The sequence below is a fragment of the Brucella pituitosa genome (assembly GCF_003049685.1).
Taxonomy (GTDB): domain Bacteria; phylum Pseudomonadota; class Alphaproteobacteria; order Rhizobiales; family Rhizobiaceae; genus Brucella; species Brucella pituitosa.
On record NZ_PYSY02000010.1, the window covers coordinates 18,962 to 34,588 of the forward strand.

Consider the following 15,627-nt stretch of genomic DNA (forward strand, 5'->3'; position numbering starts at 1 on the left):
GGGCTACAATTTATTAAGCCCTCCTCCAGAAACTTTATTAGATCGCCTTTTAGTTTTCGCAAAGCAGCTTATAACTCCTCGCTTTCTGATTGTTGCACGTTGAGCATGAAAGCGCCAGATTAATTTCGAAGGTGAAAGCGGGGTGAGCAGATTTTTCGATGATATGTTCAAGCTCGGTGTCACGGTAATCGCCAAGCGGTCGTCGACAGTAGCAGCAGAGAGAGCGCTGAGCATGCCTTAGTGTGCTTTTTAGATTCTGCTTGAATTCGGTGACAATCTTTGCGCGACTATCCCAATTGCGACCCGCAAATGATGCAAGCGTAACTCCGCTTGCGTAGGTGGGCGTCGGTAAAATGCGTTCGAAGCCTATATTCAATCTCGACGATCTCCATCCAATAACGCATCAACAACCGCACTTAAAGGGTCGCTTTCCGACGCCTCGCGCAAATGCCGCAGTCTCGGCAAAGCATTATGAAATCAGCACTTTTGTCAGATCGTTTTCAACCAGATTAACGGCTCTTTGAACAAGGTCGACTACATTGAGGTTCCGGCTCGAAGCGATGCCGAACTGATCGAAAAGAATACTATCACTTGATGCGCCAAACTGGACCGGAGCCGCAGGCATGACGTCCATAGGGATACTCAAATCGACGATCATGCTATCGGGTTTTGCAGAAGCTACAATGAGTGGCGAGTGTGTAGAAATAACGAGATGACCATCTTGCATTAATTCACACAACTCAGGACCGTTCTCATAAAGTCTTGTTGCCACTGAGGATGAAGGCTGTTTTCCGGCTCATCAATCAGCACAATAGATTCCGCTGTAACTGAAAACCCTAACGCCAGAAGACTGGTTAGCATGTGGTATTCACGAACTAAGCTCGTAAGCCGAAAACGGTTCTTCGCCCGGACGCTGTACAAAGGCTCGATCGATAATGAGTATATCAAGCTAATAACCCAAGCCTCACGGCGCGGTTCTCTGGAGTGTCAGTGACACTAAATTGATCCAACGTTGTTTGGAGAGATTTTCCTTTGCGCTCCGTTATTAGGACGTTCAAGAAATCGAAATCGTCCCCAGAAAATTGGGCTACCACACTTTGAGCGGTAGCCTTAGATATGCCGCCTCGATTTTTCGTTTCTGCGTTTTCGTCCAGAGCTATAGCGAGGATTTCGTGCGGCGTTTTCGATGGAAACCGCTTACGGAATTTGGGATCGTAGCGGATATCTAGACTCAGCCTGGGAAGAAGCCCTGAAAATGAAAACGTCCTTTCGAAGAAAGGTAATCGAAACCGCTCTTTCATCGCCGGGTTCAACGCGAAGATAACTGCAGTTTCCAGAGGAAGCTTTTTACTGAGTAAATTGGTCCCGGCGCGTTGGCCGATATAATGATAGTTTGCCACGTCGTATTCTGTACGGCGCCCACCCTGCATCTTCACGGGAAATCTGTCAGCAACCGATCCCGAAAAGCAAACTACTGGAGTCGGCGTGGGTGCCTGATACTGGCCGCAAAACTGTACTCTCGTCCGATGGTCCGGCAGTATAAGCGCCGATACGAGATCCCGAAGCACCGAGCTCTTTTGTGAGCCGTTTTGACCTGTAAGTAGCGTGAGTTCAAAACTTGGACTTAGTACACCGGTATTGAACTTTAATAACCGCTGATCTCCTGAGCGGTCGTAATATTTCAAACTCTGAATTTTTGGCATCTTCCCCGCCTCAGGTCTCATCCATTCGAAGCTCTTAGTCCATCAAACTTAGCTTTTACTAACTGTTTGGTTTGGGAAAGAACCTCACAGACTCTGACAATCGCACTTCAAAGTTCGAACAGACTCAGTTGGCGACCTTCAAGCTCTGCGATCAGCCTGTTCTTCGTTCGTGGACTACGGAATAGCTGATATTGCGCTGCGCTTTTCGCTGTTGCACATGCGTTGGCGACCAAAGTAAGGGCATCAAATACTAGTTGTTTCGCGTCAGATCCGAACGGTATGGGCAACTTCTTCTGAGTGCAGATAAGATGCGCCGCATAGAGTACAAACCAGTGTCCATATACTAAGTACTGCTGCTCGCCTGTAGACTCTATAGCGTCCCGCTGCTTAGCAACGTAGTCGTCACGCATATCTTCTATCAACCGATAGAGTTCAACAAGACGACATAGTTCCTCAATGGAATAATTCTCGTGAAAGATCCCTGCAAACCGCTCGCCAAAAATCTTATCGGAGTCCGCCTTAGCGCTATCCGGCTCCCCCAACTCGTATGAAAGTAGTATTTGGCCAAGCTTTAAGGCATCGAGACGGCGCCCGGGTCCTTGTCGGCATGCATATTTCGTTTGCGTTCGAAATAATAACCTTGATTTAGAAAAGCTATCTCGAGCTTTTTGAGTATCGGATGGTTAGCTCTTAGATCTCGAGCTTGAATGCGAGCTTGACTGTTAGTTGCAACTGCTACACGCTCCGCAATATCTCCTCTCGCCGTAGCGTAAACCCTGACCATAATCACAATATTTTCGAATGCGTCTGGGGAACGATTGTAGGCTTCCAATAACGAATGCGAGGTTTGAGCACCATTGACGATCTGAAAATCTTCAATCTTAATCACCGGGTTCGAATGACCCTTTTGTAGGCATAATCTTTGCAGGTAATCGTTATGCCGTTGTTCAGATACAAAATAGATGGCTATCCTCGGACACGGCTGTTTGGATAATATTGCTATTATAGCCGCCGGTTGATCCGAGAAAAATGCGCAGGTTTTCGTCGAACAAATGTCGCTTGATGGATTTGCCATCTGACGTTCGTATCATATCAACGAAAGAGCGTGCGTCCACGGATGCGATAACCCGCGTATATCCCCGTCACTCGCTCAAATGCTTCCTACCAATAACTTGCAGATACCCATTCTCACGTTCGCGACCGGTAGCGCCGATGTCCCTCATAATTTCGGCAGGACCGTATAGTTCATAATCAACGCTAGGCATCGAATTAAGCGTACTATCGAGAATCGTGGTTGCCGAATGAGACAAGCCCTTCCCGTTGCTACAAAAAACAACCTTATAACGGCATATTACGCCAGTGCGGTGGAGCTGCCAGATTCGCGAAACAGCATCGGCAAGTTGAAGGTTCCCCGTTTTCGTAAGCCTTTCTTCTCTGCCAAAGAGACAATGCAGAAATGACCCAATTTTAAGAACCTCCGCGTCATTTATCGTTCGGTCCGTGGAGGTCGAGAGATGTCCTGTGCTTTGATTGAAAGACCAGAACTTCAGCGTGATCCTCTCTCTCAAGAATTTCAATTGCATCGACCCACGAGATCGTTTCCTCCATCGACAATCATCTCAGGATAATCGGAAGATCGATCCGGAAAAAACTGCTCCAGCACCAGATAAAGGAATGCGAGAGACTGTTTTGAAAGCGCATATCTTGCCTTTGCAGCCGACACTCTGGCTTCGACAATATCCCACTCGACTAAAGAAACAGCCGGCATTCAGACCACCCCATATACCCCTACATGAATGCACCAAGTTAGTTGGGACGAACACGCAAGTGGAAGCAACATTCTGAGGCACTACCGTCTTATCAACATTAAAGTGCACCTCAGAACTGCCCCACCGAACTGCCAGCTTGGGTTGGGATCATAAACTCATGCGACAACCTTATCGTTCTTGACTATTCGTCTGCATTTAACTTTGTGACGTTTCGCTCCCAGACAAAACCAATCTCAGTAATTTTTGTCCGCCGACAAAAGTAGGAAAATATTACTTTAAATCAATATGATAACGGACCGGAGCGCGAGCTATAGACCCCGCGAAGGCGTTAACTTATTAACTTTAAATTTGTTGCAGATCCCTAAGAATCGGACATAATAACGGTTAGTTTGGCCATTCTGTCCAAAAATCGTTTTTATGGAAATCAATGGGTAATGAACGAGATCTCGCTCAAAAAGCCGAAAGCCACGCTTAAATTCGAAAAACACATCCTCGATCAAGGGGATCAAATTTCGAAGAAGTTGCATTTGCTCAGCGTTCAGAACTTCCCAGATTCTGGAAAAAAGACACTTCGTTCATTCTCTCTTGCAGAAGCATCACAATATATAGGTGTAAGCCAGAGTCACCTTAAGAAACTTCATTTGGAAGGCAAAGGCCCCGCTCCTGAAACTTCGCCGTCGGGTCGGCGATCGTACACCGCTGAGCAGATGCATGACATTCGCCAGTATCTTGATCAAAACGGTCGATCGGAAACACGTAATTACGTCCCGCACAGAAAGCCAGGCGAACATCTTCAGGTCATAGCGGTCGTTAACTTCAAAGGCGGCTCTGGGAAAACTACAACTACCGCCCATCTGGCCCAACATCTGGCTCTTACTGGTCATCGCGTCTTGGCAATCGACCTCGATCCTCAAGCCTCGCTTTCGTCACTGCACGGGTTTCAACCGGAGTTGGATCAGGTCCCTTCAATCTATGACGCGATCCGATATGATGAGGAGCAAAAGCCGCTCTCTGAAATTATTCAGAACACCAACTTTCCTGGACTGGACATCGTTCCTGCAAATTTGGAATTGCAGGAATTCGAATATGATACCCCCCTCGCAATGAGTGACCGCAATTCGAATGCTGGTAAATCATTCTTTACCCGCATCTCGAAAGCCCTCGAAGAAGTTGACGATCAATACGACATCGTCGTCATTGATTGCCCTCCACAGCTTGGCTACCTGACTATAACGGCGCTCACGTCAGCCACGGCAGTTCTTATCACGATACATCCCCAGATGCTGGATGTGATGTCGATGGGCCAGTTCCTCCTGATGCTTGCAATATTCTCGAGCCTATCCGCGCTGCCGGCGCAGAGGTAAATCTGGAATGGTATCGCTACCTTGTAACCAGATACGAGCCAACAGATCAGCCACAGGCTCAGATGGTGGCTTTTTTGCAGACATTGTTTGGCGAGTTTATCCTCAAGAACCAGATGGTCAAATCAACCGCTGTCTCAGATGCAGGGATCACAAAGCAAACGCTCTATGAGGTCGAAAAAAGCACGATGACACGTTCCACCTATGAACGTGCAATTGAATCATTAGATGCCGTCAATGGCGAAATTGAAGGCCTTATCCACGAATCTTGGGGCAGATGAGTTTGTCTGCTGACAAATTCAGCATTTATGATTGCAAATTCAGTGAGATAAGCGATTACGGAGATTGAAATGGCTAGGAAAAATCTTCTGGCGGGACTTACGGGTCAACCGAAGAGCCAGTGACGTCAATTATCGGATCGGTGGCGCATCCAAATCCATGATCCGTTCTGTTAATGAGCTTGCGCGTCAAGCTGACGCTTTCCTGAAGGCGAGCAAGTCGTCGACCTCGATCCAAATGTTATAGACAGTTCTTTTGTATCTGATCGTCTTGGTACTGATGGTGAAGAATATCAGCAGCTTCTTCAAGCTATCCAGGAACGGGGACAGGACAGCCCTATACTCGTTCGTCCTCATCCAAGCGTAGATGGTCGTTTTATGATCGTCTTTGGTCATCGTCGTGTAAACGTAGCCCGCGAGCTCGGACGCAATGTTCGAGCAGTTGTAAAAGCACTTGACGACAAAACACATATTATCGCGCAAGGACAAGAGAATTCGGCTCGAGCAAATCTCAGTTTCATTGAAAGCTCTTTTCGCAAAAATCTTGAGACACTCGGATATGACCGTGAAACAATCTCCTCCGCACTAGCAGCTAATGCGGCAGCGGTTTCAAGATGATTTCCGTAACGTCCCGTATTTCGCCGCAACTCGTCAACATTATAGGATCAGCTCCTGGGTAGGGCGCGAACGCTGGCTTGAACTAAGCCTTCTAGTCGAACGTAAGGCCGCTGCAATTTCCGAAATCGTAACTTCAGACGATTTTGGTTCAATAGATAGCGACGAGCGTTTCAATCGGGTCTTCACTGCGGCGAATGCCAAAGGCAAGCCGGTCAAAAAGGAACGAACCACACCAACGGCAAAGTCGTGGGGATCTAGCGAATTTGCCATTACGATGAGTCAAAAGCCGAAACAGGTCGATTTCTCTTTCAAAAGCGAGAAAGCTAGACCGTTCGGCGATTGGTTATCCGAGCGACTTGAAATCCTCTTTGAGGAATTCAAGCAATCAGAAACCAAGAATGGAGATTGAGCCGCAAAAGAAAAAGGCCCCCAAACGTTGCCGTCGTGGAAGCCCTTCTCGATGTTTTAGCAGACTGAGAATCGCATTTCCCCGAATCGGTGTCAAGAGTCATAAGCGTCATTTTGGCGGGTGGATTTCTTTTGCCTTTTGAAAGGTGAGAGGGAATGCAAATTCTGGGAACTGTCACGTCCGTGTTTCGCGGGCGAAGGAATAGTTTCGCCCAAAATCCTGAACTGCAGAATAAGCAGGGCGGGGGTAAACAGATGGGTGATTTACAAACAGCTCTGTGTGGCCAAGTCAGCACTCGATCTCAATGATCGCTGCCTTGCTGTGCTCAGTTCGCTTTTGTCATTTCTCCCTGACGACGACATGAATGAGAAACCGGCCTCGTCGTTTTCCATCCAATCGCCAACTATCGCTGCACGGCACCTGCCTGAATCAACGCTACGCCGTCACCTGGCTTCATTGGTTGAGGCCGGGATCATTGCGCGCAAAGATAGCCCAACCCGCAAGCGTTATGCGCATAAGGACAGGGAAGGGGCGTTGAACTGCCTTCGGCTTTCCTTTGCGCCCTTGTTGATCGCGCATCTGAGATTGCCGGTATCGCAGATAAAATCCTTGCGGAGCAAAAAGCCTTGAAACGGCTTCGCGATGAAGTGTCCGTCATGCGCAGAGAGATCGCTTCGGCTTTTTCAGAAAACGCGGATGGGTCCGGTGACTTTATTGAGGGTCTTGAAGGGCTATTTGTTCGCTTCCGTGACGTTGTAGACGCTATTCCTCGCCGAGCATCCCTCGATGAGCTGATGATTATCAAAGCCAATCTGACAGCCATATACGATGAATTGGTTATCGCTTTGAAAACATGGCAATTGTTCCAGAAATGAGCGGCAGCGTCGCTCAATTGAGCGGCAGCATAATGAATCCTGCCAGAATCCCTTTAAATCTCAAAATAACAAAAGATTGATTTGAAGGCGTCTTCTGGAAACGACGGTTCCTGAGAGCCTCGAAGACGAGAACCGCATTCGGGTTTCACCTTCCATTTCGCTCGATCAAGTGCTGCGAACATGTCCGGATATTCGCGAATATGGAGCGCACGGCATCAGCACATGGCGAGAGCTTCAAGATGCTTCACAGATCGTTTCCGGCTTCCTTGGTATAAGTCAGTCGGCTTATGGTGAAGCTCTGAGGCGTCATGGGGCAGAAGCTGCGTCGACGGCGATTGCATGGATTCTGCAGAAGCTGTCGACCATCAATTCGCCTGGTGGTTATTTGCGGTCTTTGACGCAAAAGGCGAGGGCAGGGGCTTTTCCATCAGTAAGCTTCTGTTTTCGGGATGAAAGCCAATGAAAGCTTGGCAATAGCAGGGTCGCAGTGAATTCCGACGCGCAGGGACGGACATTGTACAACAACAATCCTTGAAGTGTCATGCTTAGTGTTATATATAGTCAGGGTAGATGACTGTGCAGATTTTAAGAACGCCTGGTTCGAGCGGTTTGCTCGAAAGCAGAGGATTACGGACGTCGCCTTGATAGAAGCGGTGCGTCGTGCCGAGCGCGGTCAGATAGACGCCGATCTCGGTGGCGGTGTCATTAAGCAACGAGTCGCCCGGGCAGGACAGGGAAAGTCGGGCGGGTTTCGCACGATTATTCTATATAGGCAGGAGCGGCGGGCATTTTTCGTGTTCGGTTTTGCAAAGAATGAGCAGGCCAACATTGAAGACGTTGAAGAAGTTCAATTCAAGAAGATGGCAAAGGAACTTCTTGCGTTATCAAATGAGCAAATGGCGCTGCTGATCGAGAGAGGGCGTTTTTCGGAGGTTGACGATGGTGAAGAAATATAAGAGCGAAGCAATGGCGGCCATCCACGAAACTATGGAGGGCCTGTTTGAAGTCGGCGCGATCGACAAGCAGACTATGCGAGAATTTGATGATGCTTGCCTGACCGCGATTGAGCCCACCCGGAAGAGATCCGCTCCATTCGCGAGCGTGAACATATATCGCAGCCTGTCTTTGCCCGCTATCTCAATGTGAGCAAGGGTCTGGTGTCAGATTGGGAGCGCGGAGTGAAGAAGCCTGGCGGACCTGCATTACGGTTATTGACCGTTGTTCAGAAAAAAGGGCTAGAAGCGATTGCCTGATTACAAAAAAAGCGATCAGATGGGCGGGCCAATTTATGATCGTTTATTCCGTGAACACCACCAGGACGCCGGATTTGACGATTCTTGCGAGTTCTTCTGCATCCCAGTTTGTAAGACGCACGCAGCCATGGCTCGATGTTTTGCCGATGCGTGAAGGGTCAGGCGTGCCATGAATACCGTAAGTGGGTTTGGAAAGCGCAATCCATACCGTACCGACGGGACCGTTTGGCCCAGGCGGAATGGTCAGAACGCCTTCATTGGCTCCCTGTTTGAAGTTGATCCTGGGATTGTATGTATAATTGGGATTGTTCGCTATTCGTTTGACCTGAACCGTGCCCGAAGGAGAAGGAGTGTCCGAAGAGCCGATCGTTGACGGGTAGGCTACCTTCAGCTTTCCATCTGAACCATAGCCCCGAACCTGTTTGCGACCTTTATCTGCTATGATATGGGCAATCGGCGTGCGTTTGGCTTTGCCGAGATTGGGAACTTTGATGATCGAGCCTGGTTGATTGAAATTCACCCCTGGATTGATCTCTTTGAAAACCCTCATCGATTTGAAACCGCTCGGCAAGCATTTCCGTGACTGAGGTATAAGCCATTGCCGGCAATTGGGCTTTCAAAGCGTAGTCAGCGGGGATTTCTGCAACAAACTGCCTGCCAACATCTTCATTTGTGATGAGGTAATCCTTGAAAGCTGGTCCGCCGGTATTCTCCAGTTCGGTCTGAACCGCTGCGGGATCGGCTGGATTGATAAATCTACCCGTGATTTCGCCAAAAGCCGCAGCAGCCTTGTCGACATTGCTGCCGGAACGCCCATCGATTGCGCCGGGCGACGCTGCCTGCCCTGTTCAACATGATCTGATAGGCTGCAATCTGTTCTTTGGAATCAACGCCTCTTGGCATTTCTATCGCGGGTGCCATGTCGTCGGCGGTTGGAACATAAGTCGATGAAGTGTCCTGACGAGTTGGTTGTGTGCGATTGATGCTGCCAGTGGTCATCTGGTCCAGTTCGGCTTTGATCGGTGCAATTGACCCCACTAATGCGGGCGGTCGGATATCTTTTACCTGCAAAAGCAGTCCATTGATCGAGCGGTCAATTGAGGACGACGGCATAAAATGGCGTCGGTGCTGGTCGAAAGATTGCCGCACTATCCCATGTTCAAAAAATAGCGTCGCTGCGTTGCCCGAACTGACAAGCACGCCGGAAATTACAACAATCCTCAACGTGAATTTAGATAAAAGTGCGAAGTGCGACATACCGTAAGCCTGATTGGACCCGATAAGTATTCGCCGGATTATGGTTAAATATTCGTTTGCGGACGCTTCTCTAGGCAAGAAATTGGAGTGAACACAAACCGAGAACTCTCGCTCGGCGTAGCTGCGATCATAACGCGATTTACGCCGTTACCCCATCTTATTGGCATGTCAGCTATGCGAAACTGGCCCTTCTGTCTGAGATCACGCGGACCTATATGCTGTTTGCAACAAAGAGAGAATTTTGAGGAGAGAAATGAACCTGATCCGCTCGTACAGCAACTGGCGCCGTTATCGTAACACTGTAAACGAACTGAGCCGCCTGAATGCTCGTGAACTGAATGATCTGGGCATCATGGCTTCGGAAATCCCGTTCTTAGCTCGTCAGGCTTCAGGTCGCTAACAAATTTTGATTATCGCTGAGGCCGTTCCTCCCAATTCCTCGGCGATCTAAGACCAGACATCCTCCTCCCAAGGTCTGGTCTTCCTCATAAACACCCGTCGCTCCTCCAGCGGCGGGTGTTTTGTTTTTGGGGGAGCGAAGGGCAACCCGCAGGACTGGAATTGCGGGGTATGTGCCTTCGAGTGCCAACTGTCGACCAGAAAAATGGACGGGTTGGCGCAGACGCCCGGTGCTGCGGCCGATCTTAAGCCTTACCGAGACGCTTGCGCAGTTCGGCGTTTTCTGCTCGTAGCTTACTGGCCAGTTCCTTGCGCAGTTTTAGATTTTCAGCTTCGAGCGTCACCAGAGTCTTCAGGTCATCACCTGAAGGCGCCCTTACCGCTGTTGGTGCTGCCTTTTCTGCGTTCTTCCAATTGTAATAAGTCTGTTCACTGACTTCCGCTTGCTGCAATGCAGCTTGCAGAGTGACCTTTCCCCCTTTTGTTGCTTTTTCGATAGAAGCGAGAATGGCGGCACGCTGCTCGGGACTATATCTCTTGACCGTGCGTTTTGCTGGCTGTGTTACAACGGGTTTAGCCTTCGCGGCAGCTTTAGGTGCTTTGGCAGGTTTGGTGCCGACCTTTGTCGCCGTTGAAGGAGAAACAGCGCTAGTCTTTGCTTGTTTTGGCGCAGCCTTTTTCCGGGGAGCGCGTGTTTTTGGCATGTCACCGACAGGTTCAGCAGCATTGATTGCAGTTGCAGCAGGTTTTGCATCGGTAATTGTTTCATCAGCCATGTTGAGTTTCTCCTGTGTTGGCGGACGGGCAGTTACTTATTTCGGGGACAGACAGATCAACGCTTAATGTGGAAGTAAAGTCGTGTAGTTCATGGTGAACTTACGAAAGAGATTTTCCGAGAGGCTGTTGTCACAATTGAATGCAGTGCTGAACATTGAAAAACAGGCTGGAAATCGATAGGTAGAGTCAAGCGCTCTTCTCACCCCCTTCTGTCATATTTCATCTGAAAGCCATTCACGGATGAAGAATCCAGTTCGCAATGTTATCGTCGAATATAAGAACAAGCGTGCCCGCAGGGGGAATGCATCCTTGTGGGGAAATCTGGATTTGAAGTCGATCGCCCGGGAAGTTGAAGCGGATACGTCGCAATCTCCGATAGATGTTCAGGCAGGAGCTCAATCCCCCGAACCAATGCACGACAAGGCTGAGACAGCCGACCTGGAATTCCTGCCGCTGATCGCGGCTACTGCTGAAACCGTTGCGGACGAGCGAGCTTTCTGTCATTGATGCGGTAGAGCCAGAAAAAGAATAGCGCCCATTGCGGTCCAAAGCCAGAAATTGCCGAAGAAATTGTTGTCAGAAAGAAAAATCGCTCTGTTCGGCGCAGCGTGAAGAAGGTTGCTCGAAGAAAGAAAACTGCGAGACCTCCGGTCGCAGAGACGAACAGCCCGTCCGAACTACTGTCCCTCGAAAGCGAGAATGCGTCTCTCAAGCGCGAACTGCTTGCGAAACTGCGCGCAGAAAATGACGCCTTGTTCGCGCTGCTCAGACGAGCCGATCTGCGGACCACCCAGTAGATAGGTCCGTTTTATTCAGGCCTGCATGTTCATTGGCCCGACGACGACCTGGCTGAAACTGGCATGAAGCAATACCAACCGCGTGTTCTGGTCATTTGGGGTGTCCGGTTTATCGTCGGCAAGGCTGTCGCGTGTCGGGAAGCAGGCAACACCAAGTCCGTTTTGGCGCGAACGGGGAGGTTGATTGACAATGAAATCATGGAGTGAGCGCCTCGTCGCGGGGCTGAAGAACTGGCGATCGCGCAACAACGACACCGGGGCGGATGCAACGTCTGGTGTACAAAGCCCAGCCGATACGAGCCCAGAGCCATCTGATGACGGTTCAAAGGCAAAACTGTCGATCAGGGTCACGGTGGAAGACTTTGAAGGAACAGGCGTTGATGCAATTCCGCAGATAGAACCGCCAACGCCACTTGAAGCTTCCCAGTGCTTGCGAATGAAGTGCAGCCGCCTGAAGCATTGTCAAGTCAGCCGGAGCCGACGCACGAGGCGGCGAATGAACCTTCCACCTCATCATCTGTTTCAAAACCGACGCAAAATCTGTCCCGGGGAAGATCATCAAAGTCCAAGGATGGATTGATGGCAGGCAATGACCTGACGGTGTCAGACGGGAAGGGACTCAGCTAACGAAGCGGCTGAGAACAAAAGCGTCATCAGCAAGAGGAAGTTGCAGTTCGATCATGAATTGCAGAAGGTCACCATCAACACGACCCCGGCAAAAGAGCTTGAAGAAGCAGATGGCAACGCATCCATCGGGGCCGAGCCAGTAAACCCATCGGAAGCGTTAGTGTCGTTTGAGGAAGCGAATGCACTTCACGAACCGTCTAGTGGTGCGGAGCCACCGAGAATAGAGCAGGCGACAGACAAAGATGCGACGATTCCTGGGGCGTCCATGTCACCGCAAATGCGCTCCCGTGACCGAAAGCCCAAAGCTACTGATGAACTGGTGACCGACGAAATGCTCGCAGAACTTGAAGCGGAAAACGCCCGCCTTAAGCGCCTTCTCCGTGAAAAGCTGAGTGCGATCAAGGATAATTCTGAGAATTGAACTAAGGGTCGCGTGCGACACCGCCAGAACTACCGTCGAACGATTTTGAACATAAGGATTAGTGATGGCTGTTACATTGTTGCATGGAACCGGTAATCTTGTCTGCGACGGCGTGGATGCGGGCCGGGTCGAATTCAGCATCGCCAGTCCGGCTGATGGGCCGGACATGACAAGATGTGGAAAGGTCTGGGGCAACAGGCAGGCGATAGCTGCCTCGATGGATGCTGAGAAGATTGAGCTGATTGTGTCAGAGCCGAGGTGAGACGCTTCTCCTGGATCTCCAGGATCTGGATCGCGATGGTGGCGCCTTGTTCTCTGTTTTACAAGCCACAGCTGCTTGACGACGGCGGAGCCGTGAGAGCAAACCGGATCCTTCGACAGTTAGGTTGCAAGGCATGGCATTCAGTAGATTCAGTCCCGATCTGCTTGAAGCTCCTTCTCAAGTTCCGTCCACCAAAAAATGCCCATAAAGGGACGGTTTGCCGTTGCTTATCAGAATTAAACCCGAGAACAGCTCGTCGGCGGAAACTTGGCTAGGGCAGAATTGTAATAACGCTTCAGACCGGTCGTTAAAATTACCCAATCGTGATTGATCGGTTTCAAACTTCAGGCGGCAATTGTTAATATCGTCGCGTGTAAACATCGCGGAAAACGTGACCGGAGGTGTCTACATGTCCCCGGCGGTCCGGGAAGAGCGCCGGGGATTCAGATTATTTGAGCGTTATTAAATGCGAATGCTGCAATGACGAATTGCCGAGAAGGTGAATTCTTCACACCAATGAGAAGGTAGCAGCTTCTGATGAACGTTGTCGGTGAGCATCGCCCTGAACAAATGGGACAAACTGGACAAATGGATATAAAATCCTTATATTGAGCTGCATGAAGACGGAGTACACCCATGGCTAGTCCAATATGCAGACGCACCACAGTAGCCGCACCGACGTAGCAGAACGTGTCACCAACAAAGTCACGAATGCGCTCAAAAGCGACAAGGCATTTGAGTCAGGAACGCTTGCGCTTTCAGCACAGCGGGAGCCGCATCAGCGGCCGTACTCGATCTCCCGCTAGAAGCCCGGCAGGAACTTCGGAAGCGGCAGGCCGAGTTGACGCACGGCATCAACCGACTGATTAAATCCTTTGGCAAAAAGCCGGGTTACAGCAAGATTGGTCTCACGAGACCTGATGTCGTTGAACCTTCCAAGGGCGACGGTCTTGGTACGATTGTATCCGATGAAGAAGGACAACGGCTACTCAATGACATTGCAGTTGCCCGGAAGATTGAAGACTGGGCCGGAGGCGTTGGCGCAACCGAGCTCAGTCGCGACTACGGCATTCCTCGCTCGACACTCCATCGCTGGCAGCATTCCAACGAAGTAATAGCGCTTCTCAAGGGAACTAAAAAGCATGTCTATCCGACTGAGCAATTCATTGACGGACGCCCCGCAAGAGGGATTTCCACCATCATCGATATAATCGGTAGTCATCGAATTGCTTGGCTCTGGCTACGCCAGGTCAATCCCGTCCTAGGTGGGCGGAAACCTATCGACTGTCTCAAGCAGGAGCGCCTTGATGAAGTCATCGATGTTGCTCGTGCATATTTCGAAGCGCATTGATGCTTCATCCGGATATCCTGCAGCAACTTGCCGTTCAAGTAGATGTCAGCAATTATGTGCGGATTCTCCCGCGCATCTATGCGGCCTCGCCTTTAGGTATGGGGTTTGGACTTACGCGGTTCTCAAGTCCGAAGAATAAATTTCAATTGCTCTACCTTGCGCAAAATCCGATGACGGCAGTTGCTGAAACGATAGTGCGAGATAGGTTTGAAAAGCGGACCGCTACCTTATGCGCGAAGAGCTTGATCGCTATTCAATTGCTGTGATCCGTAATCCGAAGCCGCTATTTTTGCTCGACTTGCGCTATGAGGGCGCCAGCCTGCTTGGAATATCGACCGATACCGTACGCGCAAAGGCTCAAGCCGCAGGTAGACGATTAAGTCAGGAAATCTACGACCAAACCGAATTCGACGGCATCATTTATATGTCTCGCATTACAAACAAGGAATGCGTCGCTGTTTACGACAGGGCAGTCCACCTCAATCTCGAGACCGACGCCCCAGCCTTAAACTTGACGAGGTTATCAAGCTTGACCGATATTTTTGAAGTTGTTCGTCACTTTAATCGTAGAACCATAACATCCGACATTCAAACCGGCCAGACGCCTCAGCGATTTAGGCAGTTGCCGTCCTCCGCAATTCTGAAAACTGAAGTGGTAAGCGGCTATGCTGCCGTCAGCGGTAGTTGGTTCGAATAAAATACATGAAGTTGTGACGGCTGTTACGTTGTTCCATGGAACGGGCAATCTCGACTGCGATGGCGTTGAATTCAGGTTATGAGTTTGGCATCGACCTGGCTCTGCAGGTTGGAAGTGTTCTAACCACGGGGAGCAGATCACGCAGCAAGCTATGCGGAAGATTTGCCAAGAGTTTCGCAAGTTCCACGCGTTCTTTGGCTTCCTCCTCACTATTGCCCCACAAATGAGGCGCTGCTTCATAAAGCATATCGATGGGTATAACGCCGAGCACTTCGCAGATATGAATCATGCGAGTGACATGAAGCTTTGAAAATGCCCGTTCATATCGGCCATAAACCGGTGTCGAAAGCCCTATTAGAGGGGCAAAGTCGGCTTGTTTGAGGCGCGCCTGTTCACGCGCTTCGCGGAGGTACTTCGCAAGCCGATGATCGATTTCTTCGAACGTACTTATCCCGTTAAAACCAGGACGCCTAAAGATTGGCTTATCGATTTCAGGATCATTGGTTTTCAAGGAATGCTCGTTTGAGTAATCTAGTGACTCACTTTTCACTTTCAACTCCCTCGTTTTCAGCGCCATCACGGTGATCGCTAGAGATGCTCCGTTATAATAGCATTTCAGAAAAGTGATTTATTCTTCTTTTCATATCAATCTTCATGGCCGGGAGCGACGTCTTTTCCGCCTCTAATGCGAAAACAGGTGTAGACGGTTCAGTGTTCAAACTGACGTTTACCGTCGCAAGTTCCATCAAACCACCCGACAATCGTGATATTCT

The 15,627-nt window shown here is 49.8% G+C and carries 21 protein-coding genes and 4 pseudogenes; 15 read left to right on the forward strand and 10 right to left on the reverse strand.

What is annotated here, in order from left to right:
• Positions 1 to 49 precede the first annotated feature (49 nt).
• The 6 genes from C9380_RS28795 to C9380_RS28245 all read right to left on the reverse strand — a co-directional run bounded on the left by C9380_RS28795 (position 50) and on the right by C9380_RS28245 (position 3,471).
• A complete protein-coding gene (locus tag C9380_RS28795; protein WP_164844757.1) occupies positions 50 to 376 on the reverse strand; it encodes an HNH endonuclease in 327 nt (108 codons plus the stop codon).
• A 93-nt stretch (positions 377 to 469) separates the two neighbouring features.
• Positions 470 to 727, reverse strand: a complete 258-nt coding sequence (locus C9380_RS26080; protein ID WP_128095111.1) for a hypothetical protein — start codon at positions 725 to 727, stop codon at positions 470 to 472.
• On the reverse strand, positions 727 to 861 hold the full coding sequence (locus C9380_RS28800; RefSeq protein ID WP_128095112.1) for an AAA family ATPase: 135 nt from the start codon (positions 859 to 861) through the stop codon (positions 727 to 729). Before C9380_RS28800 ends, C9380_RS26080 begins: the two co-directional genes overlap by 1 nt.
• 83 nt (positions 862 to 944) lie before the next feature.
• On the reverse strand, positions 945 to 1,703 hold the full coding sequence (locus C9380_RS26090) for a P-loop NTPase family protein (protein WP_128095113.1): 759 nt from the start codon (positions 1,701 to 1,703) through the stop codon (positions 945 to 947).
• Positions 1,704 to 2,274: 571 nt separating this feature from the next.
• Entirely contained in the window at positions 2,275 to 2,778 is a 504-nt protein-coding gene (locus tag C9380_RS28240; protein ID WP_252869919.1) for an AIPR family protein, read from the reverse strand.
• Positions 2,779 to 3,276: 498 nt separating this feature from the next.
• On the reverse strand, positions 3,277 to 3,471 hold the full coding sequence (locus C9380_RS28245) for a hypothetical protein (protein ID WP_252869920.1): 195 nt from the start codon (positions 3,469 to 3,471) through the stop codon (positions 3,277 to 3,279).
• 435 nt (positions 3,472 to 3,906) lie between these two features.
• Here C9380_RS28245 and repA point away from each other — a divergent pair.
• The 8 genes and pseudogenes from repA to C9380_RS26120 all read left to right on the forward strand — a co-directional run bounded on the left by repA (position 3,907) and on the right by C9380_RS26120 (position 8,266).
• Positions 3,907 to 5,114 (forward strand): annotated as a pseudogene (gene repA / locus C9380_RS26100) (plasmid partitioning protein RepA).
• A 240-nt stretch (positions 5,115 to 5,354) separates the two neighbouring features.
• Positions 5,355 to 5,729, forward strand: a complete 375-nt coding sequence (locus C9380_RS28805) for a ParB/RepB/Spo0J family partition protein (protein ID WP_353954673.1) — start codon at positions 5,355 to 5,357, stop codon at positions 5,727 to 5,729.
• A complete protein-coding gene (locus tag C9380_RS28810) occupies positions 5,707 to 6,138 on the forward strand; it encodes a plasmid partitioning protein RepB C-terminal domain-containing protein (protein ID WP_353954672.1) in 432 nt (143 codons plus the stop codon). Before C9380_RS28805 ends, C9380_RS28810 begins: the two co-directional genes overlap by 23 nt.
• A 279-nt stretch (positions 6,139 to 6,417) precedes the next feature.
• Positions 6,418 to 6,761 (forward strand): annotated as a pseudogene (locus C9380_RS28250) (helix-turn-helix domain-containing protein); the annotation flags it as partial.
• Between the two features lie 3 nt (positions 6,762 to 6,764).
• A complete protein-coding gene (locus tag C9380_RS28255) occupies positions 6,765 to 7,013 on the forward strand; it encodes a hypothetical protein (RefSeq protein ID WP_252869922.1) in 249 nt (82 codons plus the stop codon).
• A gap of 169 nt (positions 7,014 to 7,182) precedes the next feature.
• A complete protein-coding gene (gene repC, locus C9380_RS28260; RefSeq protein WP_252869923.1) occupies positions 7,183 to 7,476 on the forward strand; it encodes a replication initiation protein RepC in 294 nt (97 codons plus the stop codon).
• Positions 7,477 to 7,570: 94 nt separating this feature from the next.
• The gene (locus C9380_RS26115) at positions 7,571 to 7,969 is read left to right on the forward strand and encodes a type II toxin-antitoxin system RelE/ParE family toxin (protein WP_128095175.1); all 399 of its coding nucleotides are present in this window, start codon (positions 7,571 to 7,573) and stop codon (positions 7,967 to 7,969) included.
• Positions 7,953 to 8,266: pseudogene (locus C9380_RS26120) on the forward strand (helix-turn-helix domain-containing protein). Before C9380_RS26115 ends, C9380_RS26120 begins: the two are co-directional and overlap by 17 nt.
• A gap of 43 nt (positions 8,267 to 8,309) precedes the next feature.
• Here C9380_RS26120 and C9380_RS26125 read toward each other — a convergent pair.
• A pseudogene (locus tag C9380_RS26125) lies at positions 8,310 to 9,205 on the reverse strand (L,D-transpeptidase); the annotation flags it as partial.
• Between the two features lie 571 nt (positions 9,206 to 9,776).
• Between C9380_RS26125 and C9380_RS26130 the strand changes: the two are divergent.
• The gene (locus tag C9380_RS26130; protein ID WP_094515340.1) at positions 9,777 to 9,923 is read left to right on the forward strand and encodes a DUF1127 domain-containing protein; all 147 of its coding nucleotides are present in this window, start codon (positions 9,777 to 9,779) and stop codon (positions 9,921 to 9,923) included.
• A gap of 244 nt (positions 9,924 to 10,167) precedes the next feature.
• Here C9380_RS26130 and C9380_RS26135 read toward each other — a convergent pair whose 3' ends face one another.
• Positions 10,168 to 10,698 carry a transposase gene (locus C9380_RS26135; RefSeq protein WP_128095114.1) on the reverse strand — a complete coding sequence of 177 codons (531 nt, stop codon included), beginning with the start codon at positions 10,696 to 10,698 and terminating at the stop codon, positions 10,168 to 10,170.
• Between the two features lie 241 nt (positions 10,699 to 10,939).
• Between C9380_RS26135 and C9380_RS26140 the strand changes: the two genes are divergently transcribed.
• Entirely contained in the window at positions 10,940 to 11,206 is a 267-nt protein-coding gene (locus tag C9380_RS26140; RefSeq protein WP_128095115.1) for a hypothetical protein, read from the forward strand.
• A gap of 305 nt (positions 11,207 to 11,511) precedes the next feature.
• On the opposite strand, the gene C9380_RS26145 is transcribed toward C9380_RS26140, so the two are convergent.
• Positions 11,512 to 11,847, reverse strand: coding sequence for a hypothetical protein (locus tag C9380_RS26145; protein ID WP_128095116.1), 336 nt, complete (start codon positions 11,845 to 11,847; stop codon positions 11,512 to 11,514).
• A 316-nt stretch (positions 11,848 to 12,163) separates the two neighbouring features.
• Between C9380_RS26145 and C9380_RS26150 the strand changes: the two genes are divergently transcribed.
• The 5 genes from C9380_RS26150 (at position 12,164) to C9380_RS26165 (ending at position 14,854) form a co-directional block, all read left to right on the forward strand.
• The gene (locus C9380_RS26150) at positions 12,164 to 12,544 is read left to right on the forward strand and encodes a hypothetical protein (RefSeq protein ID WP_128095117.1); all 381 of its coding nucleotides are present in this window, start codon (positions 12,164 to 12,166) and stop codon (positions 12,542 to 12,544) included.
• A gap of 64 nt (positions 12,545 to 12,608) precedes the next feature.
• A complete protein-coding gene (locus tag C9380_RS26155; RefSeq protein ID WP_252869924.1) occupies positions 12,609 to 12,806 on the forward strand; it encodes a hypothetical protein in 198 nt (65 codons plus the stop codon).
• Between the two features lie 841 nt (positions 12,807 to 13,647).
• Positions 13,648 to 14,157, forward strand: a complete 510-nt coding sequence (locus tag C9380_RS26160) for an antitoxin Xre/MbcA/ParS-like domain-containing protein (protein WP_252869925.1) — start codon at positions 13,648 to 13,650, stop codon at positions 14,155 to 14,157.
• Complete coding sequence (locus C9380_RS28265) at positions 14,157 to 14,423, forward strand: RES family NAD+ phosphorylase (protein WP_252869926.1); 267 nt, start codon at positions 14,157 to 14,159, stop codon at positions 14,421 to 14,423. Before C9380_RS26160 ends, C9380_RS28265 begins: the two co-directional genes overlap by 1 nt.
• Complete coding sequence (locus tag C9380_RS26165) at positions 14,387 to 14,854, forward strand: hypothetical protein (protein WP_252869927.1); 468 nt, start codon at positions 14,387 to 14,389, stop codon at positions 14,852 to 14,854. The genes C9380_RS28265 and C9380_RS26165 overlap by 37 nt, the downstream gene beginning before the upstream one ends.
• Positions 14,855 to 14,930: 76 nt before the next feature.
• On the opposite strand, the gene C9380_RS26170 is transcribed toward C9380_RS26165, so the two are convergent.
• The gene (locus C9380_RS26170) at positions 14,931 to 15,431 is read right to left on the reverse strand and encodes a helix-turn-helix domain-containing protein (RefSeq protein WP_128095176.1); all 501 of its coding nucleotides are present in this window, start codon (positions 15,429 to 15,431) and stop codon (positions 14,931 to 14,933) included.
• Positions 15,432 to 15,627: the final 196 nt, after the last annotated feature.